Consider the following 22,793-nt stretch of genomic DNA (forward strand, 5'->3'; position numbering starts at 1 on the left):
GCTGAGATACTTATCATGAATTGGATTTTCGCTGTCTCTAACAACCTCGTTGGGATCATAGCGGTTGTTGTTTTTTTGAATAATGGGTTCGGCGCTTCGCTGTTAATCGTCGCGGGTGGTTTGATCTTATTCAAAGGTCGGCTTTTTAACGATATCGGTTGGCTTCACGGGCTCCCGGCAAAGATCTTTGGCTCAGCGTGGTTGCTTGTTGGTGTATCCCTGCTGGTAGTCCATCTCTTACTGGGCTGAAAGTGAGAAAACGATTTTTAAACAGGCATGGCAGCGATCAGTGAGTACCGAACTCTGGTCCCTGTTTGCCAGTGGCTTTATCGCTTCGACCCTGCTGCCCGGTGGCTCCGAGCTGGTGCTGATCTACCTGATCCAGAGTGGCGACTACCCCCTGTGGCTGCCGTTGGCCGTGGCCACCGCCGGCAATGCCCTCGGCGGCCTGGTGACCTGGGGGATGGGCTGGTGGGTGGCGCGGCGCTGGCCGTTGCGCGATCTTAGTCCTCGCCAGCAGCGGGCTCGCGTCTGGATGCAGCGTCACGGCTACCCCGTACTGTTGCTCTCCTGGCTGCCGCTGGTAGGTGATCCGCTCTGTTTTATCAGCGGTTGGCTCAAGATGCGGCTACTGCCGGCAGCGCTGCTGATTCTGGCGGGCAAAGCGGGGCGTTACGCGCTGCTGGTGGCGGGGGTGCAAGGTGTCGTGGGCTGATCAAAAAACGCGCAGCCGGTGCTGGTTTCCTAGCTGGATTGCCAGTAAAATCCCCGCCCCTGTTTTAACCATCCAGCAATAGGCTTCTCATGGATATCTTTGACCCGGCAAGCGCCGAATCGACTTGTGACTCGGTCGCTGATCAGCCCGCCGTTGACGCCAAGGCCGCGCCGGATGCTGCGGCCAAAAAACGCACGGCCCAAGTGAACAAGTTGCAGAAACGGCTGCGGCGCGAGGTGGGGCGGGCGATCGAGGATTTCGGCATGATCGAAGCCGGTGACAAGGTGATGGCCTGTCTTTCCGGCGGAAAAGACTCTTACGCCATGCTCGATATTCTGCTCAACCTGCAGAAAAGCGCGCCGATCGATTTCGAGGTGGTGGCGGTCAATCTGGACCAGAAGCAGCCGGGCTTTCCCGAGCACGTATTACCCGAATACCTGAGCCGCATCGGGGTGCCTTTCCACATCGTCGAACGCGATACCTATTCGGTGGTAAAAGAGGTGATCCCGGAGGGCAAGACCACCTGTGGGCTCTGTTCACGGATGCGTCGCGGTACTCTCTATCGTTTTGCCCAGGAGATCGGTGCCACCAAGATCGCGTTGGGACACCATCGTGACGATATTCTTGAAACCTTCTTTCTCAACATGTTCTACGGGGGCAAGCTGAAAACCATGCCGCCCAAGCTCAGGAGCGACGACGGCAATAATATCGTTATCCGCCCTATGGCTTACTGTCGTGAGAAAGATATTGAGCGTTACGCCGAGTTGCGAGATTTCCCCATCATTCCCTGCAACCTGTGCGGGTCGCAGGAAAACCTGCAGCGTCAGGTGATCAAGGAGATGCTGCAGAGCTGGGACAAGCAGCACCCGGGGCGGATTGAAGTGATGTTCCGCAGCCTGCGCAACGTGGTGCCTTCCCATCTAGCGGATACGCAGTTGTTTGACTTCAAAGGGCTGGAGCTTGGACGAGGCGGCGACAATCAGGAGCCGCAACTGCTGGACGTGCTGGCCCTGTAATCTCGGCTCATGGCGGGTAGAATAACGGGCAGCTTCAGGCTGCCCGTGTTGATTGTGGCAGCCATAACCGATTCGCAGCGAAGGATATTCTGTTGATGAAACGCGCCCTGACTCTTGCCGCCACACTGTTGTTGAGCGCCTGCCAGCATCAGCTTCAACCACAGCCTGCAGCCCCCTCGGCGGCAGTGGCTGCGGCCGAAACCAGCGCGCGCGTGGAACAACAGCTGCAGTCCCAGCAGCAGGCTATCGCCAGTGTCGAGAACCGTCTGACACTGTTGCAGGAGCAGACGATCAAATCCAACCAGAATCTTGCTCAGCTGCAGCAGCGTGCCCAGCAGCAGTTGGTGGCGCTGCAGCAGCTGCAGATGTTGCTGGCCGCGCAACCGCAGGAGTCGCAACAGGACAACGGTGCGCTGGAGCAGTTGGCGATGATGGTGGACCGATTGGAGCAGATGTCCGCGTCGGCTGCCGCCAGCACCGAACCGCCCCGGCAGGATCCGGCAGGGCCGCAGTACCGGTTGGCATCCACCTACACCGACCAGGGAGTGTGGGTGATTTTCAAGTATGACGAGGTCACCGGTTTGACCTGGAGTGCGGTGGATGGGCGCTGGAATGAAGTGGAAGAGAGCGACATGCTGCCGGTGTCGCGTTACCAGGTGGTGCTGCGCCCGGCGAGTAAAGATGTTAAAGGCTATGTGGCGGCGCGGATCGACCAGCAGAGCGGCCGCACCTGGTGGCTCAATGGCAATCGCTGGGAAGCGTTTCAGTGATTTTGGCGCAGCCCTCACAGGCGCACTGTTGTGACCCACTGATTGAGCTGTTCAACGATCTTTTTGCCACCACGGAAAACACCCAGTTGGTACGCGGTGCTGACGAACCCTTGTATCTACCCGCTACGGAGCAACACCCCCGGCACCGGATAATCTTCGCGCACGGCTATTTTGCCAGCGCACTGCACGAGATAGCCCACTGGCTGGTGGCGGGTCCGGAGCGTCGTCTGCAGCAGGATTTCGGTTACTGGTATCGCCCTGACGGGCGCAGTGCTGCGGAGCAGGCGGAATTCGAGCAGGTGGAGGTCAAGCCTCAGGCGCTGGAGTGGATTCTGGCGCGGGCCTGCGGCTTCCGTTTTCGCACCAGTAGCGACAACCTCAGTGGCGAAGGAGGCGATCCGGAGGGGTTTCGCCGTGCGGTGCTGGCACAGGTCCGGCGCTATCTGCAGCAGGGTCTGAACCCGCGCGCCGACAGGCTGGTGCGGGCACTAGCCGGCCGCTATCACCAGCCTCTGCCTGTGGCAGCGGATTTTCATCTGGCCGACCTCTAACCCTTTTCAGGGCTGGATCGGGGCAGCAGTTCACGCAGCGCCGTAGCGAGCAGAGCCGGCGGTGCGTTGTGATCCATCAGCGCGCGCATCTGACCCGTGGCGTCCAGCAGGTAAATGCGCGCAGTATGATCGACGGCGTAACCGAGGGCCGAGTTCTGGAGCTCTACTTTGAGGAAAAAGGCGCCATAACTGAGGGCGATTCTGCTGAGGGCGTCCAGGTCGCCGGTCAGGCCGATGATCTTGGGATGAAAGTAGGGTGCGTACTGCGCCAGGCGCTCCGGGGTGTCGCGCTCCGGATCGACCGATATAAACAGCGGTTGCACCTGCTCGAGCTCAGCGGGAGTAAGTTGATCCAGAGCAGCCGCCACGTTGGCCAGCCCGGTGGGGCAGACGTCGGGGCAGCTGCTGTAACCAAACATCAACACCACCACTTGCCCCTGAAGGTCATGCAGTGCAAGCGGGCCGGTGGGCGACTGCAGGGTGAAGTCGCCGCCGAAGCCGTTGCTCCCGGGGGCGGTGTCAGGGGTGTCTGACGTGCCGGAAGCGCCAAAGTATAGCCCCGCACTCAAGGCCGCCAGCAGTAGTGTGAGAACCAGCGCGAAGCGTTCCAGTCGGTTAAGTCGGATCGTCATGATTATTTAGCCCAAAAAGTAAAAGTAGCCACCTGTTGGGTGGAGCCGGTACCCAGCACCACCCGTGCATTCCACTGCATCCGTCCGCTGGTGCAGGCCGGCAGCTGCACTTCACCACGATAGCGCCCACTGGCGTCGCGATGCAGTGGATACCGGTTTACCCCCATGAACATTTCGGCCCCCTGCAGGTCGAGAACCACGCTGTCGGCAGATAGTCCGCTCAGCTCCGCCGTGGCGATAAAACGCTGGTGGGAGGCTGGCGCCCGGTCAAAGTGCAGCCGGACCTGTTGCCGACCGGAGCCCGCCTGACAGCCTTGGGTGAGATCGCAGTCGGCGGCCGCACTCAGGGTTGCCGCTCGGCCTTCGATCCAGCGATAGCCCAGCTGCGCTGCGAGCAGCACCAACAGCGCGCAAACGCCGAGAATGATCCACTGGCGGTTGCCGCCATGACTGTCGACCCGGCTGCTCATTCGATCATTTCGTGGTCGTGGCGGAAGGGGTGGGCTTCGTAGGTACCGAGGTTACGGATATCGACGCCAAAAAAGTCCAGTTCCTGCAGCGCCAGCTGCATGGAGCGCTGGTCAGGGTGGGCGGCGACATCGAGATGAAAGGTGCTTTCCCGCAGGGTGCCGCCGGCCATATAACTTTCCAGTTTGACCAGGTTGACGTTGTTGGTGGCGAAGCCGCCCAGCGCTTTGTAGAGCGCGGCGGGGATGTTGCGCACTTTGAACATCATTGAGGTGATGTAGTCTTTACCCGGTTGGTAGGCTGGCATGTGGCTGGTGGCAGAGAGGATCAGAAAACGGGTAGTGTTGCCGACCACGTCCTGCACGTTTTGCTGCAGAATCTCCAGGCCGTAGAGCTCTGCGGCTAGGCTGGAGGCGATGGCGCAGTGGCTGGGGTCGCCGCGTTCACTGACCTCCAGCGCGGCACCCGCGGTGTCGAGCTTGGCTACGGGTTCAAGATTCAGTGTGCGGATGCGATCATGGCACTGTGCCAGCGCCTGTGGGTGAGAGCCGACGGTGCGCAGCTGCTCCAGCCGGGTGCCGGGCACCCCCACCAGGCAATGATTGACCGGCTCGAAATGTTCGCCAACGATGTGCAGCTTGGTTTTTGGCATCTGGCGGTAGATCTCTTCCACCCGTCCTGCCGTTGAGTTCTCCAGCGGAATCATCGCCAGCTTGGCCTTACCCTGTTCTACCTCCATCATGGCGGCGACAAACGAGCTGCAGGCCCGGGCCGTCATCTCCGGATGTACGTGCCGGCAGGCAAGGTGAGAATAGGCCCCTTCGTGGCCCTGATAGGCGATGATGTCTTCTAACATGAACGGTGCTCGACTCGACAAAACCAAAGAGCGCTATGTTAGCCGGTTTGTGCCGCGGGCGCAGCATCGTCAGTAGCAATCGCAGCCTGGCTTGGGTAGGGTATGGCGGTACTGCCAGATCGATAATTGTTTACGCTTATGACCCCCGCGCGCATTGCCAAGTTCAAGCAGGTGCTGGACCACCGTCAGCCCGACCTTACTCTGATTGCCGATCAAGTGAATAAACCGCAGAACCTGTCCGCTTTGATTCGCACCGCCGATGCGGTTGGCATCCACCGGGTTCATGCGGTGGTGCCGCGTGAAGGTTACCGTGATTACCGGGGTACCGCGCGTGGCAGCGGCCAGTGGGTGGAGGTGGTTTCCCACCCCGATAACCACAGCGCGCTGGATGCCGTGGGGGCACAGGGGATGCAGCTGGTAGTGGCTCACTGGTCGGAGCGGGCGGTGGATTATCGCCAGATTGACTATACCCGACCAACGGCACTGCTGATGGGGGCCGAGATGCAAGGCGTGAGCGAGCAGGCCGCCCGACGGGCTGATCACCACGTGCTTGTGCCGATGATGGGGATGGTCGGCTCCCTGAATGTGTCGGTGGCGGCCGGCATTATACTGGCCGAAGCGCGACAGCAGCGGGCTGATGCGGGTTTGTACGACCATTGCCGACTGGACGCCGCTGAATACCGGCGTACGCTGTTTCGCTGGATTCACCCGCAGTTGGCAGACTATTGTGTGCGTAAGGGGATCGATTTTCCGCCTTTGGACGATGCGGGTGAGCTGGTGGAGCCTTTTGTCGGCTGAGGGCCGTGGCCAGCGCCGGTGGCAAATGCGCGAGTCACTTTTGCTGTCTTGCGCGGTTGAACGAAGGTTTCTCAGGCTTGATGATATGGGTCAATGCGTGCCTCATACGCACGTATGACAATAGCCGCAAATTTGTGAGGGGTTTTGCTTGGTATGGGCGTTAAAGCGGGTTTGACTGGACTGGTGTTAGGGCTGAATCTGGCGGTTACCGGCCCGGTTTATGCCGAAGCGGGGCATGATGATCCGACGATCACCTGGATGCCAGCCAATATCGACTGGAAAAAGGCGGAAACCATCTCGATCTTGCTGGAAGACAACCTCTTTACGCCGGACGATGTTGTGCTTACTGCGGGTAAGCCCTACAAGCTGGTCCTGACGAACGTCAGTGACCGGCATGAACATGATCTGGTGGATCTGGCGTTTTTTCATTCGGTGGTGTTTCAGAAGCTGATCATAGGCGGTGTGGAGATCGATACCCCCCATGCCCACAGCTTGCTGCTGGAGCCCAACACCAGTGCTAACCTCTATTTGGTGCCGGTCAAAACCGGTGAATATGAGGTGTATTGCAGCGTCGAAGGGCACCGGGACGACGGCATGGAAGGTTTCTTCACCATCGAGGCGGCCGAGTAGGTCGTCAGCCATTCATACTCCCCGCGTTAATTAAGGGACCAGGACTGCACATGAACAGATTGGGATGGCCGGCGCTGCTGCTCGCGCTGGCTCTACAGGGATGCTCTTCGGAGCCTGAAGTCGCAGAAGTTGAAGAAAAAGCCGGTATGAGTGGTGCTAGTCGCGAAAAGGCGATGCATGCCCGCTGGGCAGGGCGCGATTACAAAGAGCTGATAGCTGAGCTGGGCAAACCGATCTACGAGATGACCATTCCCCGGTATGGTTGGCCCAACTCCAGTGCGCTGCTTTACGGCCTTGATGAGGGGAGCGGCTGTATTGATGCCTTCCTGATCGTTAAAGGTGACGATCGCACCTGGGTGGAGGATTATTACTGCCGTTAAACGAAGCGGTGGTTTCGAATAAAAAAGGCCCGCAGTGCGGGCCTTTTTTGTGCGGCGAAGGTGATCCGGATCAGTCGCGCCGGCGGGGGGCGTTGCTCTCTTTGCGCGGCGCTTTGCTGTCGGCGCGCGGCGGACCTTTGCGGTGGGGCTTTTTGGCGCCGGGCTTGCCTTTGCCAAATTTCTTGCCGCCTTTTGACGGACGTTCCCCGACACCCCGCTGATCCTCGGCAGTGCTCATCTGCATCGGCTTGTTGCATACCCGCACCTGCTTGAAGTGATTGAGCAGTTCCTGCGGCATGCCGTCAGGAAGCTCGACGGTGGTGTGGTCGTCGTGGAGCTTGACGTGGCCGATGTAGCGGCTGTCGAGATCCGCTTCGTTGGCGATGGCGCCGACGACATGCTTCACCTGCAAACCGTCTTCACGACCCACCTCGATGCGGTAGCGGATCCAGCTGACCTCGTCACCGAAGTTGGCTTTCGCGCGCTTGCTACGTTCCGGACGATCGCCGCGGTCAGGGCGTTCGCCACGGGCGGGGCGTTCGGGCTCCGGCGGCAGTTGCAGCGGCTTGTCCTGCTGGGCAAGGAACAGCAGCGCGGCGGCCAGTTGCTCCGGCGGCTGCTCCAGCTCTGCGACCAGCTTGGCGCTGAGGTCGCGGTAGAAATCGAGATCTTCGTTCAGTACCGAGACCAGGCGTTCACGGAAGGCGTTGATGCGCACTTCAGTTACCCGGTTGCGGCTGGGGAGATCCATGGATGGAATCTGCTGGCGGGTGGCGCGCTCGATTGCCTTCAGCAGGCGCCGTTCACGCGGAGCAACGAACAGGATCGCCTTGCCGCTGCGCCCGGCACGACCGGTACGGCCAATGCGGTGTACGTAGGCTTCGGTATCGAGGGGAATGTCGTAGTTGACGACCAGACTGATGCGCTCTACATCAAGACCGCGCGCGGCAACATCGGTAGCAACGACGATATCGAGCTGGCCGTTTTTCAGCCGCTGTACCGTCCGCTCCCGCATCGCCTGGTTCATGTCGCCGTTAAGGGCCGCGGCTGCGTAGCCACGGGCTTCCAGCTTTTCTGCTACTTCAGCTGTGGCGGTCTTGGTACGAGCGAAGATAATTACGCCGTCGTAGCTCTCGGTTTCCAGCAGACGGGTCAGCGCGTCGAGCTTGTTGACTCCGGAGACCAGCCAGTAATTCTGGTCGATATTCTCGACGGTTGAGGTCTTGGCAGCGATCTTCAGCTCACGCGGATCGCGCATATAGCGCTTGGTGATGCGGCGAATCTGCTCCGGCATGGTGGCTGAGAACAGCGCGGTCTGACGCTCGGCGGGGGTTTCCGCCATGATCGCTTCGACCTCCTCAACGAAACCCATCCGTAACATCTCGTCGGCTTCGTCCAGTACCAGCATCTGGATGCTGGACAGGTCTAGCGTGCCGCGGGCGATGTGATCACGAATTCGGCCGGGGGTGCCGACAATGACGTGCGGACCGCGCTTAAGGCCGCGCAGCTGCAGGGTGTAGGACTGGCCGCCATAGATCGGCAGTACGTGAAAACCGCGCATATGGCGGGCGTACGCTTGCAGCGCTTCGGCCACCTGTACTGCCAGTTCGCGGGTCGGTGCCAGCACCAGTGCTTGCGGATGGGTGCGTTCGATATCGATCTTCTGCAGCAGAGGCAGCGCGAAAGCGGCGGTTTTACCGGTACCCGTTTGGGCCATGCCGAGCACGTCTTCGCCGTTCAGAAGAGCGGGAATGCAAGCTTGTTGAATGGGTGAGGGGGTTTCGTAGCCGAGGCCGGTGAGGGCTTCAAGCAACGGCGCAGCCAGCGACAAGTCGCTGAATTTGGGGGATGACATAGGATGGAATCCAGGGGGGAGGTGTAAAAGAGCGGGATTATAGCGCGAAGTTGGGGCTGGTGCACGTTATATCTCTATTTCGGGGCCAAGGTGGTACTTCGGCGACGGTATTCAAACAGCTGTTGTAACAAAACTGCCATCTGGAGGGGGAGTAGATGGATCATTTGGCGGGGCTGGTCTAGTACATAACAGACTGTTGCGCCCGCTGGTCCGGGGCGGCTTCTACAGGCGTTACCGGGAAAGTTGCTGGTGGGTGTTGCTTACAACGCTGTTATTCAGGGGGAGGCTGGTCGTTGGGTTTGGAAAGGTAAGGTGTGTGGGCTGAGTAAGGGATGGTTTTCTTCGACAGGACTGCGCTGCAGCAGGATCAAGGTCCTGGCGGTGTGAGCCTGTTAACGAATCAAAAGGGTGAATGTTATGACTGTTCAGAAACGGATGCTTGCCACCGCGGTGGCAGCTACTATGTTTTCGGCGCCGGTGTTGGCCGAAGTGGATGTCAAATTCTCCGGCCACATTAACCGTGCGGTGATGTTCTTCGATGATGGCGAGGAGTCCCAGGTTCGCCACGTCGATAACGATGCCTCCTCGACCCGCTTTCGAATCAATGGCTCCACGACTGTTGATACCACCACGGTGGGAGTGAATATTGAACTGCAGGCGGAATCACAAAGTACGGCGGTTACCAATCAGGATAAAAGTGCCAGCGATGGTTTTGATGTGGGTGAGCGGATTCTTGAATTCACCGTCGCAGACAGCTGGGGCAAGCTGTCCGTTGGACAGGGCTCAACCGCAACCGATGGTACCTCCGAAAAAGACCTGTCAGGCACAGCGTTGGCCGGTTATGCCTCAACCGTGGATATTGGCGGGGGACTGATCTTCAGAGCCAAAGGTGACACCGCTACCGTGCCCTCATCCGGTATCACCGTGGGCAGTGCGCTGTCTGATATGGACGGCAACGGCCGACAGGACCGTTTGCGTTACGACTCGCCCAGTTTTTCCGGGTTGAGTATCGCGGCCAGTCACTCCGATGAGGGCACCGGCGATATCGGCCTTCACTACAGCGCTCAGTACGACGGGATGAAAGTCGCGGCCGGCCTCGGATATGTCGACTTTGACGGCGGCAACAACGATACCCAGACCGCGGGTTCGGTATCGGTGGCTCTGGATGGCGGCTTTAACGTGACTGCGGCTGTCGGTGAGCGGGACGTCAAGGTGGGCAAGGACTCTGACTTTATCTATCTGAAGCTGGGATACAGGATGGGTCACAACGCCTACTCGGTTGACTATCACGTTACCGACCAGTTGCAAGCGGGTCACGAGGGTAGCTCCTACGGCGCCCAGTATGTGCGCACCATTCCCGCGTTTTCCACCGAGGCTTATGTCGGTGTGCGCAACTACGAGCTGGATGATGACTCGGGAGCAACCGATTACGAGGATGTGCTGGTTGCCTTGGTTGGCGCACGGGTGAAGTTCTAGATGGTGGTGTCAGCCATGCTCAGGGGCGTGCTGATGGCCAGCGGGTTGGTGTTGCTGGTAGGGTGCAGTGGTGCCCAGCCGGTGGCCTATACCGATCCGACGGAAACTCCCGCGGGCCCTGGCCTGTTTTCCGGCAGCAGTGGTGAAGTCACGGTGACCATCGGGCCAAACAGCGAGCAGACTGCGCCCGCATCGGAATGACTCCGCCGCGATCATAAACCCCAAGGGCAGGTAACAGGCCTGCCCTTGGGGTTCTCCGAGGTTACTCCCGTTGCAACCTGGATCAGGTATCCGAAGCGAGGCTTTCAGCCAGAGCCGGTTGCGGAGGCTGTTCGAAAATATAGGGCGCCGGCCGGCGGATGTGGTAACCCTGTGCCAGGGTGACGTTGATCGACTTGACCGCCTGCAGCACCTCCTCGCTTTCAACATATTCGGCGATGGTTTTGGCGTGCAGTTCATGGGCGAGGCTGGCGATGCAGCGCACCACGGCGTTGTCCTTGGCATCACTGACCATATTGGCGACAAATTCCCCTTCAATCTTGACGAAATCGATAGGGAAGTGCTTGAGATAATGAAACGATGAGAAGCCTGAGCCAAAGTCATCGATCGCCAGCTGAAAGCCTTCCGCCTTGAGGCTGCCGACGAATTTTTCCAGCATGGTCATGTTCTTGACCGTATCGCGCTCGGTAATCTCGAACACCACCCGCTCCGGCGCTATTCCGGCTTCTTCGGTAATCCGTTTGACCTCGGGTAGAAACTCGCTGAGAACCAGCGAACGGGGCGACATGTTAAGAAATACCAGCCCCTTGAACTGTTCCTGGTTGACCCGTTCGAATGCCTTTTCCATGACTGCGAAGTCAAGGCAATGGATAACCCCCATGGTTTCGGCGATCTCGATAAATTCATGGGCACCCATCACATTATCGCCGTCCAGCTGAATGCGGCTCAGTACCTCAACCGCTTCGATGATCCCTGATTCACTACCCATCATCGGCTGGAAGTAGGGGATGACGCGCTTCTCCTTGATCGCCTTGCTGATCAGCAGGCTTTTCTCGCTGATATCCTTGAACACCTCCACCACGTCGTCTTCGTTGGGGATGTAGATGCGGTTTTTACCCAGCCCCTTGGCCTTGTACATCATGTTGTCGGCAAACATGAACAGGTCCTTGGCGCTGGAGGCGTGTTCGGGGTAGACCGCCACGCCCATGGACATGCCGGTTTCGAGGGTCTCGCCAGACGGGGTGACGCTGCTCATCTTCTGCAGGTTGCGCTGGATCCGTTCGGCCACTTCACGGGTTTGTTCGAGCGTTGCTTCAGGCAAAATGACGGTGAATTCGTCGCCGCCGTAGCGGGCGAGCATATCGCCGGCGCGCAGTGCTTCACGGATCGATTTGGCGACCTCCTGCAGGTAGCGGTCGCCGAAACTGTGGCCAAAGCCATCATTGATTGACTTGAAGTTGTCGAGGTCGATCACCAGCAGACCGAAGTGGTATTCGTGGCGCTGTGCCCGCAGCACTTCGTAATTGAGCATCTCCCAGAAAATACGCTGGTTGTGCAGGTCGGTGAGCGGATCGCGGGTAGCATAGTATTCGAGATCCTTGGTGTACTTGTAGATCGCTTTGACCGAGCCGACCACGTTCATCAGGGTGGACAGAATGCTCTCCATGACCAATCGGCGGCTTTCGTCCTGGCTGACACCTACCTGAACACCGATGCCGACGATGCCGCCGATCTTGGGAACTTCCAGAAACAGCGACTTGGTCTGCAGCCGGATGTCGTCCAGATTCAGCTCGATCGGGGCGCGGTTGCGACCCGCGATGTTATGGTTGATCTTCAGCGTCTGCAGGTTGCGGAACGAGGCGGTGTTGTCCAGCGCTTTGCGGATCTCCTGCTCCATCATCCGTCGGGTATGGTCCGTCGGCGGTCCGTACCAGAAGATCTCCAGATCAAACACCTCGTCGTCCACCTTGAAGATGGAGAACAGGGTGTAGGCGTTCATCACCGTGTTGATGTCGTTCAGCAGCAGACTGACGTACTCGCGCCAGTCACGGACCACCTCTGAGGTGATGATGAATTTCTCCAGCAAGCGGATCTCGAATTCGAGCAGTTCGCGGTCGACGGCGATGGTGCGCATCCGTTCCGCCAGCCCTTCTACTTTGCTGTAGACCTGATTGAGCTCGCTGAATCCGAGGTCGCGCTGTTGCAGGTCGAGATCGTTCAGATCCGAGACCTTGTTAACCTTGTCGATGCTCTCTTCCAACTGCGACATGGAGCGGTTGATGCGCCGGTTGAGGTAAAAAATCACGATCAGCGAAAGGATAAACGGGAAGGGCGCCATGTAGATCAGGCGGCGGAGCAGATCATCTCTGGCGTGGCTCATCAGCGGGGTCAGATTCTGGCGCACTTCAATCAACCCCAGCGCTTCACCCGGTTTGACGTTGGTGTGACAGGCCAGGCACTCCTGTCTGGCCAGCAGCGGATAGCTGTAGCGCAGCACGTCGTCTTTTTCGTCGAAGTGGGCGCTATTGCTGCTCAGGGTGCGTTGATTGAAGGCGTCGAGTGCGGGCTGCTCGATCGGACCATACTCTTCCATCACCTTGTTACCGCGGAAAATGGTGATGGTGTGACTGTTCTGGTTGTTGGTGCTTTCCAATGTACCGATGAAGGTCTCCAGCTGGGTACGAGTCCACCCCTGACGCATGACCTGGAACATGGAGTTGAAGGTGTTGATGGCGAGCTGGTTGGATACCGCGATGGCGTTGCTCTTTACCGCTTTGACGTAGGCTTCATTGGCCGCCCAGTAAATGATAAAGAAGCCGAGAAATGAAAACAGGAACGCCGTTTTCAACAAAAACCACTTCATCGACCTGTTGTACTTCATCGCTTTTGCCCCACTCAACCTGTCGCCTGGCGAGAGCGGACAACAGGCCAGAAGGCGTTTATCCGGTCACGCTGCGGAGACCGCCATTGTATATGACAGCCGCGTGACTCCGCTTCAGAGTTTGTTGACGCAAATCAAGCGGGGCGGGTTTACCCGCCCCAGAGCGCACCGGGGCGGCCCGATGGGCGCCCCCGGTGGGGTTACAGATGAGACTCGGCGTATTCAGCCAGACGGCTGCGCACTACGCTTTCGAGGTGGATGGTGGCGGCTCCTTCGTAGTCACGAAAACGCTCGACGATGTAGGTCAGGCCCGAGGTCAACGGAGTCAGATAGTTGGAATCGATCTGCGCCAGGTTGCCGAGGCACACCATCTTGGTGCCGCGGCCGCAGCGCGTGAGAATGGTCTTCAGCTGCGAGGGTGTCAGGTTCTGCGCCTCATCGATCAGTACGATGGCATCCTGGATGCTGCGTCCGCGGATAAAGTTGAGCGACTTGAACTGGATGTTGGCCTTCTCAATGGTGTATTTGATGCTGCTCTGCGGCTGCTCGTCGTGTTCGTGCATCGCCTCCAGATTGTCGTGAATAGCGGCCAGCCAGGGGGTCATCTTCTCCTCTTCGGTGCCCGGCAGGAAACCGATATCTTCCGCCACCGGCGGGGTGCTGCGGGTGACGATGATCTTGTTGAACAGCCCCTGCTCGATCACCATCTCCAGGCACGAGGCCAGTGCCAGCAGGGTTTTGCCCGAGCCGGCCGCACCGTTGAGAATGCACAGGTCAACTTCGGGGTCGTTGAGCGCGTCCATGGCAAAGCTTTGCGGCAGGTCCAGCGGTGATATCCCCCAGCAGTCGCGATCCATCAGGAAGCGCTGGCTGATATCCTGCAGTTTGACTTCCAGTTCATCGACACGCACCACCCGTGCGGCGAAGTCGTTGTCGTCATAGATATATTCGTTGGGAAAGGTGTCCGGCAACAGCGCGCGGGCGATGCGATGATAGGTACGGCCGTCGTGCTGCTCGGTCTTGACCTCGTCAACCAGATCCCAGAAGTTGCCCTCCATCCGATGGTAGCCGGGGGTGAGCAGATCGAGGTCGGAGATCAGCTGGTCGGTACGGTAATCCTCGACCCGCTTCAGGCCCGCGCCCAGGGCTTTGAGGCGCATGTTGATATCTTTGGTAACCAGGATTACCTGGCGGTCAGCGTGGCTGGTTTGCAGGTGCAGGGCCGAATTGATGATGCGGTTGTCTTTGTTGGTTTGCGCGGGTAGAAAACCGGGATGCATCTGCAGTTCATGGTCAGGGAAGATCGACAGCTTGCCGAGCTTGGCGTCGGGGTCAGCGGTGGGCAGGGTGATCTGCACGCCGGAGTTGATCTGGTCAGGGTCGGCGACACTTAGAATGCGATCGATGGCGCGGATGGCGATTCGCGCTTCCTGAGCGACGTTTTTCTTGCGGTCTTTGATGTCATCGAGCTCTTCAAGCACCGTCATCGGGATGACGATATCCTGTTCCTTGAATTCGGTCAGACAGTTCGGGTCGTGCAGCAGTACATTGGTATCGAGAATGTAAAGCTTCGATGCGCCCATAGATGTATCTCCTTGATGCGATGAATCCTGCCACCGGTTTGCGAGCTTTCCATTCAACCGGTTAGTCATTACCTTACCCGTATACCAGTTTAGGTTATACAGGTCACCCCGTTATGTTGTCGCTTCGTTCCATTGTTGTGTTGACCGGCGCCGGTATCTCGGCGGAGTCCGGGCTAAAAACCTTCCGCGCCAGCGATGGCCTGTGGGAGAACCACCGGGTTGAAGATGTAGCTACGCCGGAGGCATTCGAGCGCGATCCAGAGCTGGTGCACCGGTTCTATAATCTGCGCCGCCGACAGCTGCTGGATCCAGCCACCCAGCCCAATGCCGCCCATGTGGCGCTGGCCGAACTTGAGCGTCGCTTTGACGGGCGCTTGCTACTGGTAACCCAGAATATCGACGACCTCCACGAACGCGCCGGCTCCACCAACCTGTTGCATATGCATGGTGAGCTGCTGCGCGCCCGCTGCGTTGCCACCGGGCGGGTATACCCCATGAACGACGATATGACACCGGCCACTCACTGCCAGTGCTGCGATCGGCCGGGTTTGCTGCGCCCTGACATCGTCTGGTTTGGTGAGTTGCCTAAGGGGATGGAGCGGATCTACGACGAGCTGGAAAACTGCGATCTGTTTCTCTCCATCGGTACCTCCGGCAACGTTTATCCGGCAGCCGGTTTCGTTGAAACTGCCTCTCTCAACGGGGCCTACACGGTGGAGCTGAATCTGGAACCGAGTAAAACGCGCAATGCGTTCGAACATCATGTTTATGGCCCCGCCTCCGAGGTGGTGCCACAGTTTGTCGATGCGGTGCTGGGTGGCCGGTTGTGAGTGAGTCGCTATTTGCACGCTGGTTTATCAACCGTCACGTCCTGCTACTGGCGCTCTGCCAGGCGTTGCTGATCAGCGGCAATATCCTGTTGGTCGCGGTGACGGCGTTAATCGGTCAGGAGCTGGCGCTGTCGCCGCTACTGGCCACGCTCCCGGTGGCGATCCAGTTTGGCGGCATGATGGTGGCGACCTTGCCGGCGTCGCTGTTGATGAAGCGGATCGGCCGCCGGCGCGGTTTCGTCCTTGGCAACCTGGTGGGGATCGCTGGAGCAATGGTGGCGTTGCTGGGGTTGTGGTGGGGCCTGTTTGCACTGTTCTGTTGCGGCACCTTTCTGCTTGGCTGCTGTATCGGTATCAGCCAGCTGTATCGCTTTGCGGCGGTGGATGCCTCGCCGGCAGAGCAGAAGCACCGTGCCATCAGCTGGGTGATGAGCGGCGGTCTGCTGGCCGCGGTGTTGGGTCCCAATCTGGCGATCTGGACCCGCGACTGGCTGCCCGAGGTTCTCTATGCCGGCAGTTTTGCCGGCCTGGTGGGGCTCTACCTGCTGGCACTGGCGCTGTTGGGTCTGGTGCGCATTCCGCCGCCCTCGTCAGCCGAGGTTGAAGGGGAGGAGCGGCCGCTGGCGGAAGTAGCGCGCCAGCCGGTCTTCGTGGTGGCGGTGTTGGGGGCGATGGTCTCCTATGCGGTGATGGCGCTGATCATGACCGCAACACCGCTGGCGATGCTGGCCTGCGGCCACAGCTTTGCCGCCACCGCCGGGGTGATTCAGTGGCACGTGCTGGGCATGTTTGCGCCCTCTTTTGTAACCGGACGGCTGATCAGCCGTTTTGGTACCGGGCCGATGATGTTGGCGGGCTGCGCCTTGATGATTGCCTGCATTCTGATCAACCTGCAGGGGGTGTCCGAGTGGCATTTTCTGCTGGCGCTGGGTGTGCTGGGGATAGGCTGGAACTTTCTTTATATCAGTGCCACCGGTCTGGTGACCGACGCGTACCAACCCGCAGAGAAAGCCCGGGTACAGGGGCTGAACGATGTCTTGGTTTCGGTAACCGTGATGGCCGCGACGTTCGGTGCCGGCGCGTTGCAGAATGCATTGGGATGGGCACCGGTCAACCTGATCATGTTGGCACCGTTGGTGGGGATGGTCATGGTGCTGCTGTGGTTTGAACGCCGTGGCCGCGGTTGTGACGATCAGGCGTTAGTGACCGAAAAAATATAGGTTTTTGCTACAGTTAGGTTATTGTAGCTTCTTCGGTTGAAGCCCCGTAGTAGGAGTAGTGGCCATGACAGCGATTCAACGCGTCACCACCAGCGTTACCCCCGAACACAATCTCGACACCCTGTCCCAGTACGAGATCGATCGGCTGCAGGACAAAAGCCAGACCGGTCTCTACCGGGTCTTCCGCAAGTGTGCCCTGGCGGTTCTCAACTGTGGTAGCGAAGTGGATGATTCGCGTGAAGTGATGGAGATGTATCGCGATTTTGATATCCGCATCAGCCAGAAGCACCGTGGCCTGCAACTGGATCTGGTGGATGCCCCGGCCAGCGCTTTCGTTGATGGCCAGATTATCACCGGCATCCGTGAAAATCTGTTTTCAGTGCTGCGTGATCTGCTTTATGTCGGCGACGAGCTGGGCTTCAATGACCAGCATCTGAGCCCGTCTCAGGCGATCACCAACGAGATCTTCCACGTGCTTCGTCATGCCGATGCGATCACGCCGCGGATCAAGCCTAATCTGGTGGTTTGCTGGGGTGGCCACTCCATTAATCGTGAAGAGTACAAATACACCAAGAACGTGGGTTACGAGTTGGGGTTGCGGGGGTTCGATATCTGTACCGGCTGTGGTCCCGGGGCGATGAAAGGGCCGATGAAAGGAGCGACCATCGCCCACGCCAAGCAGCGCAACTTCAGCGGCCGCTATGTGGGTATCTCCGAGCCCGGCATCATCGCCGCCGAATCACCCAACCCCATCGTCAACGAACTGATCGTGATGCCTGACATTGAAAAGCGTCTTGAGGCTTTTGTGCGCCTTGGTCACGGCATTATCGTTTTCCCCGGCGGCGCAGGCACCGCGGAGGAGATTCTTTATATCCTGGGGGTGCTGCTGCACGAGCGGAACCGCGAGTTACCGTTTCCATTGATCTTTACCGGGCCGGAATCGGCGGCGGCGTATTTCCAGACTATCGACCGCTTTATCCGCGATACGCTGGGCGACAGTGCGGCCCGTCGCTACCGCATTATCACCGGTGATGCCGCCGAAGTGGCGCGCCAGATGCGTCAGGGAATGGCGGATGTGACCGATTACCGCAAGGCGACCGGCGAATCCTTTCATTTCAACTGGCCGCTGCATATCGACTATGAGCTGTTTCAGCAGCCCTTTGAACCCACCCACGCAAACATGGCCAAGCTGGACCTGCACCGCGACCAACCCAATTTCGAGCTGGCGGCAAACCTGCGTCGCGGGTTGTCCGGTATTGTTGCGGGCAACGTCAAGGAATCAGGTATCCAGGCGATCGAGGCCCACGGCCCGTTCGAGCTGTCCGGCGATGCGGCTCTGATGCGCGCCCTCGACAGGTTGCTGTGCTCCTTTGTCGAGCAGCGGCGGATGAAGCTCAATCACGCCAACTACAAGCCCTGCTACCGGATCAACCTGTAGTCGTGCCCTAGCGGTCGCTGAGCAGCGCGGCATTGCCGCCCCAGGCGGTGGTGTCGGTGCACAGGTGTTTTTCGTACACGAAGCGGCGCAAATAATGGGGACCGCCCGCCTTGGGGCCGGTGCCGGACAGGCCGCAGCCGCCGAAAGGCTGGCTGCCTACTACCGCACCGGTCTGGTGGCGGTTGATATAGACGTTACCCACCCGGGCGCGCATCGCCAAAGCCTCGGCGTGAGCACTGTTGCGGCTATGGATGCCGAGTGTCAGGCCGTAGCCCAGCTGATTGATGGCATCGACCAACTGCTCACTGTGGTCAGCGCGGTAGCGCAGCAGGTGCAGGATCGGGCCGAACTGTTCCTCACCCAGTTGATCGACCCGTTGCAGCCGCACCACCGCGGGGGCAACAAAGCTCCCCTGACTCAAATGGTCACCGACCGTGCCTTGATAGAGCAGCCTTCCGGCGGCTTGCTGCTGGCTGAGATAGTTAAGCAGCAGCTGCTGAGCCTGAGCATCGATTACCGGGCCAATATCCGTGGCCAGTTGGGCGGGGTCTCCCAGTTGGCGCTCCTTGAGGGCACCGATCAACAGGGTTTCGATACTGTCGGCGATCTCCTCCTGCAGGCAGAGCAGGCGCAGCGCCGAACAGCGTTGGCCGGCGGCGCCAAAGGCGCTGTCCAGCGCATCGCGAACCACCTGTTCCGGCAGCGCGCTACTGTCGACGATCATGGCATTCTGGCCACCGGTTTCGGCGATCAGGGTGGCGATGGGCGCGTGCTCACGCGCTGCCAGGCGACGCTGGATAGCCAGCGCGCTGGCGCTGCTGCCGGTAAAGGCGACCCCATCGATGCGCTGATCCGCCAGTAGTTGGTCGCAGAACCCTTCGCTCGGGCCGGGTAGCAGCGCCAGTACTCCGACCGGAATGCCGGCTTCCAGCATCAGCTCGCAACAAAGGGTTGCGATCAGGCTGGTCTGACGTGCCGGCTTGGCGATTACGCCGTTGCCGCAGACCAGCGCCGCACTGACCTGGCCGGTAAAGATCGCCAACGGAAAGTTCCAGGGACTGATGCAGACAAACAGGCCACGGGGCGCCATCAGCAGGCGGTTGTCCTCCCCGGTGGGGCCCGGCAGCGATTGTGGGGTAAACAGTTTTTCTGCCTGACGTGCGTAGTAGTGGCAGAAGTCCACTGCCTCGCGCACTTCGTCCAGAGCGTGAGGCAGGGTTTTACCCGCCTCGGCCACCAGCAGCGGGATCAGTTGCGAGCGGTGGCGTTCGAGCAGTACTGCCAGGCGATCCAAGCAGGCGGCGCGGGCCGCCGCGGGAGTGGCGGCCCAGGACTGGGCCGCGGTGCTGACGCAGTCGATCGCCCGGGTGGCCGTTGCGGCGTCGGTGGGATACAGGTCGCCGATATCGCGCTGTTGGTCCTGAGGCGAAAATAGTCGCACGGGCTCGCCCTGCAGGCAGGACGACCCGTTGATCAGCGGCGCAGCCTGGCGCCAGGGCAGTGGTTCCGCCATCCAGTCTTCCAGACAGCTGGCCGTGTCCGGGCGCTGCAGGTTGAGTCCGCGGCTGTTGGCGCGCTCCGGCGCAAAGATCTCGGCTGGCCGTGGGAGTGATCCGGCCGGTGGCCACTGTGCCGTGGCCGGTACGGCCAGTGCCTCGAGCCCGGTGCCCGGATGATAGATCTGGTTGACGAATGAGCTGTTGGCGCCGTTCTCCAGTAAGCGGCGTACCAGATAGGGCAGCAGTTCGCGGTGGGCGCCCACCGGCGCGTAGACCCGGCAGGGAAAGCTGTGGCTGTTACGAGCTTCCCGGTAGAGGGCTTCACCCATGCCAAACAGGCGCTGGCATTCAAACGGGCGACCGTCACTGAGGGTGAGAATGTCCGCCAGAGTGCGGGCGTTATGGGTGGCAAACTGGGGGTACAGGCGGTCGCGACTGTGACCGCAGAACAGGTAACGGGCGCAGGCCTGGTAGTTGAGGTCCGTGGCGCTCTTGGCGGTAAATACCGGGTAGTCTTCCAGCCCACGTTGTTGCGCCCATTTGATTTCGCTGTCCCAGTAGGCGCCTTTCACCAGTCGCACCGGTATGGAGGTGCGGTGGTGGCGGGCTGTGGCGGTTAGCCAGGCCAGCGTGGCCAGCGCGCGCCGGGAGTATGCCTGTACCGCGATACCCAGCAGTCCCCATCCGTGGGCGGGGCCGGCGAGCAGGTCTGCGAACAGGGCGAGCGTCGGCTCCAGCCGGTCCGACTCCTCTGCGTCGATGGTGACCGCAATCCGGTGCTGCCGGGCAAGGCTGATCAATGACGCCATCCGTTGATTCAGCACCGGCCGCCAGCGTTCGCGCTGGCTCCATTCGAATCGCGGGTGCAACGCGCTGAGTTTGATCGATACGGCCGGTCTGAGCGCCCCCGGCGGGTAGCTTTCATTGCAGCCCAGCGCGCTGATGGCGTGCTGATAAGCGTCGAAGAATCGCTGCGCATCCTCGGCGCAGAGCGCCGCTTCTCCCAGCATATCGAAGGAAACAGTGTCGCCGTCGGCCAGCAGTTGCTGGCTGTTATCGAGCGCTTCGTAGATGGTTTCCCCGCAGACGAACTGGTCGCTGATCAACCCTACGGCCTGTTTCAGGGCTTGGCGTATCAGCGGTTGGCCAAGGCGCTGGCCGATGCCGGCGAGGCTGTGGTGGTGCTCGGAAGCAATAAGGCTTTGCGCCAGTTTTAAGCCCTGGTGGGCACTCTTTAGCCACAGGTTGTCGTGGTCGTCGTGGCTGCGCCAGTCGGCTCCGCGAAGGCGGGTGCGGATCAGAGCATCGGCGGTACTGCTGTCCGGAATACGCAGCAGCGCTTCCGCCAGCGCCATCAGGGCGAGGCCGTCGGCGCGCCCCAGCGGGAACTCCTGCAGCAGCGCTTCAATGGCAAGACCGGAGGGCGGGTGACGACGCAACGCGCGGACCCAGCGCTCACAGCGTTCACGAGTCAGCCGCTCGTCATCGGCGTCAAACCTCAGTAGCGGCAGCAGCCCATCGATATAACGCTGTTGGTCGGCGTCGTAGCAGCGCCGCAGTTGGTCAAGAATGTGTTCGGGAGTATGGTGAAGTAGTTCGCCGGAAAACAGCTGCGCGGCTGAAAACATGGGCGTGTCCTGCACAGGTGGGTGGGACTATCGGGCGTGCAGGTAAGTGTAGACGAGAGATAAGAGCGGCCCGTGGGGCCGCTCAGTAAGCTGCGTGTTAGACGCGCTCGAAGATGGTAGCGATACCCTGACCGCCGCCGATACACATGGTGACCAGCGCGTAGCGACCGTTGGTGCGCTCCAGCTCGTACAGTGCCTTGGTGGCGATAAATGCACCGGAACAACCGACCGGGTGACCCAGAGCGATGGCGCCGCCGTTGGGGTTGGTCTTGGCCGGATCCAGTCCCAGGCCTTTGGTAACGGCCAACGCCTGCGCTGCGAACGCTTCGTTGGACTCGATTACGTCCATCTGATCCAGGCTCAGGCCGGCGCGCTGCAGCGCCAGCTTGGAAGCCGGGATCGGGCCTTCACCCATGATCTCGTTGGGGACGCCGGCGACGGCGTAAGAGACCAGGCGAGCCATCGGCTTGTAGCCATCGCGCTCGGCGGCATCGGCACCGCCCAGCACCAGCATGGCTGCGCCGTCGTTGATGCCGGAGGCGTTACCGGCGGTAACGGTGCCGTCTTTCTTGAACGCCGGGCGCATCTTGGCCAGGCTTTCCATGGTGGTGCCCGGCTTGCCGTGCTCGTCGGTATCGAAGATGGTTTCACCCTTGCGGCTCTTCAGCGTGATCGGCACGATCTGCGACTTGAAACGGCCTTCTTCGATCGCTACCGCGGCGCGGCGCTGAGATTCAACCGCGAACGCATCCTGTTCTTCGCGGCTCAGACCCCATTTTTCAGCCAGGTTTTCGGCGGTAATACCCATATGGCCCACGCCAAAGGGATCAGTCAGAACCGACACCATGGCGTCGATCATGCCGGTATCGCCCATGCGGGCGCCGGAACGCATCGCCGGTGCAAAGTAAGTACCGCGGGACATCACTTCAACGCCGCCGCCGACGCCGTAATCGCAGTCACCCAGCATGATGGCTTGAGCGGTAGAGACCACGCCCTGCAGGCCGGAGCTACACAGACGGTTGACCGCCATCGCTACGGAGTCCATTGGCAGGCCGGCCTGGATGGAGGCCACACGCGCCACGTAGGCGTAACGGGATTCCGTCGGGATACAGTTGCCGACGGTTACATAATTAATCTTCTGAGGATCAACGCCGGAACGGACCACGGCTTCTTTCATCACCTGTCCGGCCAGCTCGGCGGGCTCCATGCCGCTCAAAGAACCACCAAAACCACCAATTGCGGAACGAACCGCACTCAGAACGAAGACTTCACGATTTGCCATTTCTTACCCCTTGTAATGATGTCACGTAGAGATCATCTGTTTTAGTCGGCGCCGGCCGGGTCTCATGGACTGAGGCTGAATGGGGTCATCGGGAGGCCGATGACCGGTGTACGCCGGAAAAACTAAGATATCTAGTTTGCTCTTGCACCACTCCCTGTGTCATGCGCACAGCGTTTTCTGGCTAAAGCGAATACACCATAGCATTGGAAAGTGACAAGACCTAGACAAATGACATTTCCGGTGTAGCAAAAGTTGGTGACCGGGGCGTGCTAAGCTGCTTGAAAT

20 protein-coding genes are annotated in these 22,793 nt (G+C 59.9%); 12 read left to right on the forward strand and 8 right to left on the reverse strand.

Features of this window, described 5'->3' with window-relative positions; all coding sequences use genetic code 11:
• The first annotated feature begins 289 nt into the window (after positions 1-289).
• The 4 genes from JJQ76_RS07620 to JJQ76_RS07635 all read left to right on the forward strand — a co-directional run bounded on the left by JJQ76_RS07620 (position 290) and on the right by JJQ76_RS07635 (position 3,052).
• Entirely contained in the window at positions 290-715 is a 426-nt protein-coding gene (locus JJQ76_RS07620; protein WP_210396175.1) for a YqaA family protein, read from the forward strand.
• Positions 716-804: 89 nt separating this feature from the next.
• A complete protein-coding gene (gene ttcA, locus JJQ76_RS07625; protein ID WP_210396176.1) occupies positions 805-1,731 on the forward strand; it encodes a tRNA 2-thiocytidine(32) synthetase TtcA in 927 nt (308 codons plus the stop codon).
• Between the two features lie 95 nt (positions 1,732-1,826).
• Complete coding sequence (locus JJQ76_RS07630) at positions 1,827-2,501, forward strand: hypothetical protein (RefSeq protein WP_210396177.1); 675 nt, start codon at positions 1,827-1,829, stop codon at positions 2,499-2,501.
• Positions 2,498-3,052, forward strand: a complete 555-nt coding sequence (locus JJQ76_RS07635; protein WP_343232494.1) for an elongation factor P hydroxylase — start codon at positions 2,498-2,500, stop codon at positions 3,050-3,052. The genes JJQ76_RS07630 and JJQ76_RS07635 overlap by 4 nt, the downstream gene beginning before the upstream one ends.
• Here JJQ76_RS07635 and JJQ76_RS07640 read toward each other — a convergent pair.
• From JJQ76_RS07640 to JJQ76_RS07650, 3 genes are read right to left on the reverse strand one after another with little or no spacing between them, the layout of a single operon-like run.
• Entirely contained in the window at positions 3,049-3,684 is a 636-nt protein-coding gene (locus JJQ76_RS07640; protein ID WP_210396178.1) for an SCO family protein, read from the reverse strand. The genes JJQ76_RS07635 and JJQ76_RS07640 overlap by 4 nt on opposite strands.
• A 2-nt stretch (positions 3,685-3,686) precedes the next feature.
• A complete protein-coding gene (locus JJQ76_RS07645) occupies positions 3,687-4,154 on the reverse strand; it encodes a hypothetical protein (protein ID WP_210396179.1) in 468 nt (155 codons plus the stop codon).
• Complete coding sequence (locus tag JJQ76_RS07650; protein WP_210396180.1) at positions 4,151-5,008, reverse strand: prephenate dehydratase; 858 nt, start codon at positions 5,006-5,008, stop codon at positions 4,151-4,153. Before JJQ76_RS07650 ends, JJQ76_RS07645 begins: the two co-directional genes overlap by 4 nt.
• Before the next feature lie 138 nt (positions 5,009-5,146).
• Here JJQ76_RS07650 and trmH point away from each other — a divergent pair, with 138 nt between their 5' ends.
• From trmH to JJQ76_RS07665, 3 genes are all read left to right on the forward strand, one after another.
• A complete protein-coding gene (gene trmH, locus JJQ76_RS07655; RefSeq protein WP_210396181.1) occupies positions 5,147-5,806 on the forward strand; it encodes a tRNA (guanosine(18)-2'-O)-methyltransferase TrmH in 660 nt (219 codons plus the stop codon).
• 153 nt (positions 5,807-5,959) lie between these two features.
• Positions 5,960-6,436 (forward strand): cupredoxin domain-containing protein, encoded by a 477-nt coding sequence (locus JJQ76_RS07660; protein WP_210396182.1) that lies wholly within the window; start codon positions 5,960-5,962, stop codon positions 6,434-6,436.
• Positions 6,437-6,486: 50 nt separating this feature from the next.
• Complete coding sequence (locus JJQ76_RS07665) at positions 6,487-6,816, forward strand: hypothetical protein (RefSeq protein ID WP_210396183.1); 330 nt, start codon at positions 6,487-6,489, stop codon at positions 6,814-6,816.
• Positions 6,817-6,886: 70 nt separating this feature from the next.
• On the opposite strand, the gene JJQ76_RS07670 is transcribed toward JJQ76_RS07665, so the two are convergent.
• Complete coding sequence (locus JJQ76_RS07670; RefSeq protein ID WP_210396184.1) at positions 6,887-8,671, reverse strand: DEAD/DEAH box helicase; 1,785 nt, start codon at positions 8,669-8,671, stop codon at positions 6,887-6,889.
• Positions 8,672-9,088: 417 nt separating this feature from the next.
• Here JJQ76_RS07670 and JJQ76_RS07675 point away from each other — a divergent pair, with 417 nt between their 5' ends.
• Together JJQ76_RS07675 and JJQ76_RS07680 are read left to right on the forward strand one after the other, a co-directional pair.
• The gene (locus JJQ76_RS07675; protein ID WP_210396185.1) at positions 9,089-10,147 is read left to right on the forward strand and encodes a porin; all 1,059 of its coding nucleotides are present in this window, start codon (positions 9,089-9,091) and stop codon (positions 10,145-10,147) included.
• The gene (locus tag JJQ76_RS07680) at positions 10,148-10,348 is read left to right on the forward strand and encodes a hypothetical protein (protein WP_210396186.1); all 201 of its coding nucleotides are present in this window, start codon (positions 10,148-10,150) and stop codon (positions 10,346-10,348) included.
• Between the two features lie 82 nt (positions 10,349-10,430).
• Here the strand turns inward: JJQ76_RS07680 and JJQ76_RS07685 are convergent, their stop codons facing one another.
• Both JJQ76_RS07685 and JJQ76_RS07690 read right to left on the reverse strand, forming a co-directional pair.
• Positions 10,431-13,028: an EAL domain-containing protein gene (locus JJQ76_RS07685; RefSeq protein WP_210396187.1), complete on the reverse strand. Its 2,598-nt coding sequence runs from the start codon at positions 13,026-13,028 to the stop codon at positions 10,431-10,433.
• A gap of 200 nt (positions 13,029-13,228) precedes the next feature.
• Positions 13,229-14,611 (reverse strand): PhoH family protein, encoded by a 1,383-nt coding sequence (locus tag JJQ76_RS07690; protein ID WP_210396188.1) that lies wholly within the window; start codon positions 14,609-14,611, stop codon positions 13,229-13,231.
• A gap of 113 nt (positions 14,612-14,724) precedes the next feature.
• Between JJQ76_RS07690 and cobB the strand changes: the two genes are divergently transcribed.
• The 3 genes from cobB (at position 14,725) to ppnN (ending at position 18,099) form a co-directional block, all read left to right on the forward strand.
• Positions 14,725-15,441: a Sir2 family NAD+-dependent deacetylase gene (gene cobB / locus JJQ76_RS07695; RefSeq protein ID WP_210396189.1), complete on the forward strand. Its 717-nt coding sequence runs from the start codon at positions 14,725-14,727 to the stop codon at positions 15,439-15,441.
• Positions 15,438-16,661 carry an MFS transporter gene (locus JJQ76_RS07700; protein ID WP_343232495.1) on the forward strand — a complete coding sequence of 408 codons (1,224 nt, stop codon included), beginning with the start codon at positions 15,438-15,440 and terminating at the stop codon, positions 16,659-16,661. Before cobB ends, JJQ76_RS07700 begins: the two co-directional genes overlap by 4 nt.
• Positions 16,662-16,725: 64 nt before the next feature.
• Positions 16,726-18,099, forward strand: a complete 1,374-nt coding sequence (ppnN, locus tag JJQ76_RS07705; RefSeq protein ID WP_210396190.1) for a nucleotide 5'-monophosphate nucleosidase PpnN — start codon at positions 16,726-16,728, stop codon at positions 18,097-18,099.
• A gap of 7 nt (positions 18,100-18,106) precedes the next feature.
• Here ppnN and putA read toward each other — a convergent pair whose 3' ends face one another.
• Positions 18,107-21,226: a bifunctional proline dehydrogenase/L-glutamate gamma-semialdehyde dehydrogenase PutA gene (gene putA / locus JJQ76_RS07710; RefSeq protein WP_210396191.1), complete on the reverse strand. Its 3,120-nt coding sequence runs from the start codon at positions 21,224-21,226 to the stop codon at positions 18,107-18,109.
• 97 nt (positions 21,227-21,323) lie between these two features.
• On the reverse strand, positions 21,324-22,508 hold the full coding sequence (locus tag JJQ76_RS07715) for an acetyl-CoA C-acyltransferase family protein (RefSeq protein ID WP_210396192.1): 1,185 nt from the start codon (positions 22,506-22,508) through the stop codon (positions 21,324-21,326).
• Positions 22,509-22,793: the final 285 nt, after the last annotated feature.

The sequence above is a fragment of the Motiliproteus sediminis genome, from assembly GCF_017912535.1.
Classification (GTDB): Bacteria; Pseudomonadota; Gammaproteobacteria; order Pseudomonadales; family Balneatricaceae; genus Motiliproteus; species Motiliproteus sediminis.

Coding starts and splice junctions, on each gene's coding strand:
- ttcA (WP_210396176.1), top strand. CDS start 805: ATGGATATCTTTGACCCGGCAAGCGCCGAATCGACTTGTGACTCGGTC.
- JJQ76_RS07630 (WP_210396177.1), top strand. CDS start 1,827: ATGAAACGCGCCCTGACTCTTGCCGCCACACTGTTGTTGAGCGCCTGC.
- JJQ76_RS07640 (WP_210396178.1), bottom strand. CDS start 3,684: ATGACGATCCGACTTAACCGACTGGAACGCTTCGCGCTGGTTCTCACA.
- JJQ76_RS07645 (WP_210396179.1), bottom strand. CDS start 4,154: ATGAGCAGCCGGGTCGACAGTCATGGCGGCAACCGCCAGTGGATCATT.
- JJQ76_RS07650 (WP_210396180.1), bottom strand. CDS start 5,008: ATGTTAGAAGACATCATCGCCTATCAGGGCCACGAAGGGGCCTATTCT.
- trmH (WP_210396181.1), top strand. CDS start 5,147: ATGACCCCCGCGCGCATTGCCAAGTTCAAGCAGGTGCTGGACCACCGT.
- JJQ76_RS07660 (WP_210396182.1), top strand. CDS start 5,960: ATGGGCGTTAAAGCGGGTTTGACTGGACTGGTGTTAGGGCTGAATCTG.
- JJQ76_RS07665 (WP_210396183.1), top strand. CDS start 6,487: ATGAACAGATTGGGATGGCCGGCGCTGCTGCTCGCGCTGGCTCTACAG.
- JJQ76_RS07670 (WP_210396184.1), bottom strand. CDS start 8,671: ATGTCATCCCCCAAATTCAGCGACTTGTCGCTGGCTGCGCCGTTGCTT.
- JJQ76_RS07675 (WP_210396185.1), top strand. CDS start 9,089: ATGACTGTTCAGAAACGGATGCTTGCCACCGCGGTGGCAGCTACTATG.
- JJQ76_RS07680 (WP_210396186.1), top strand. CDS start 10,148: ATGGTGGTGTCAGCCATGCTCAGGGGCGTGCTGATGGCCAGCGGGTTG.
- JJQ76_RS07685 (WP_210396187.1), bottom strand. CDS start 13,028: ATGAAGTACAACAGGTCGATGAAGTGGTTTTTGTTGAAAACGGCGTTC.
- JJQ76_RS07690 (WP_210396188.1), bottom strand. CDS start 14,611: ATGGGCGCATCGAAGCTTTACATTCTCGATACCAATGTACTGCTGCAC.
- cobB (WP_210396189.1), top strand. CDS start 14,725: ATGTTGTCGCTTCGTTCCATTGTTGTGTTGACCGGCGCCGGTATCTCG.
- ppnN (WP_210396190.1), top strand. CDS start 16,726: ATGACAGCGATTCAACGCGTCACCACCAGCGTTACCCCCGAACACAAT.
- putA (WP_210396191.1), bottom strand. CDS start 21,226: ATGTTTTCAGCCGCGCAGCTGTTTTCCGGCGAACTACTTCACCATACT.
- JJQ76_RS07715 (WP_210396192.1), bottom strand. CDS start 22,508: ATGGCAAATCGTGAAGTCTTCGTTCTGAGTGCGGTTCGTTCCGCAATT.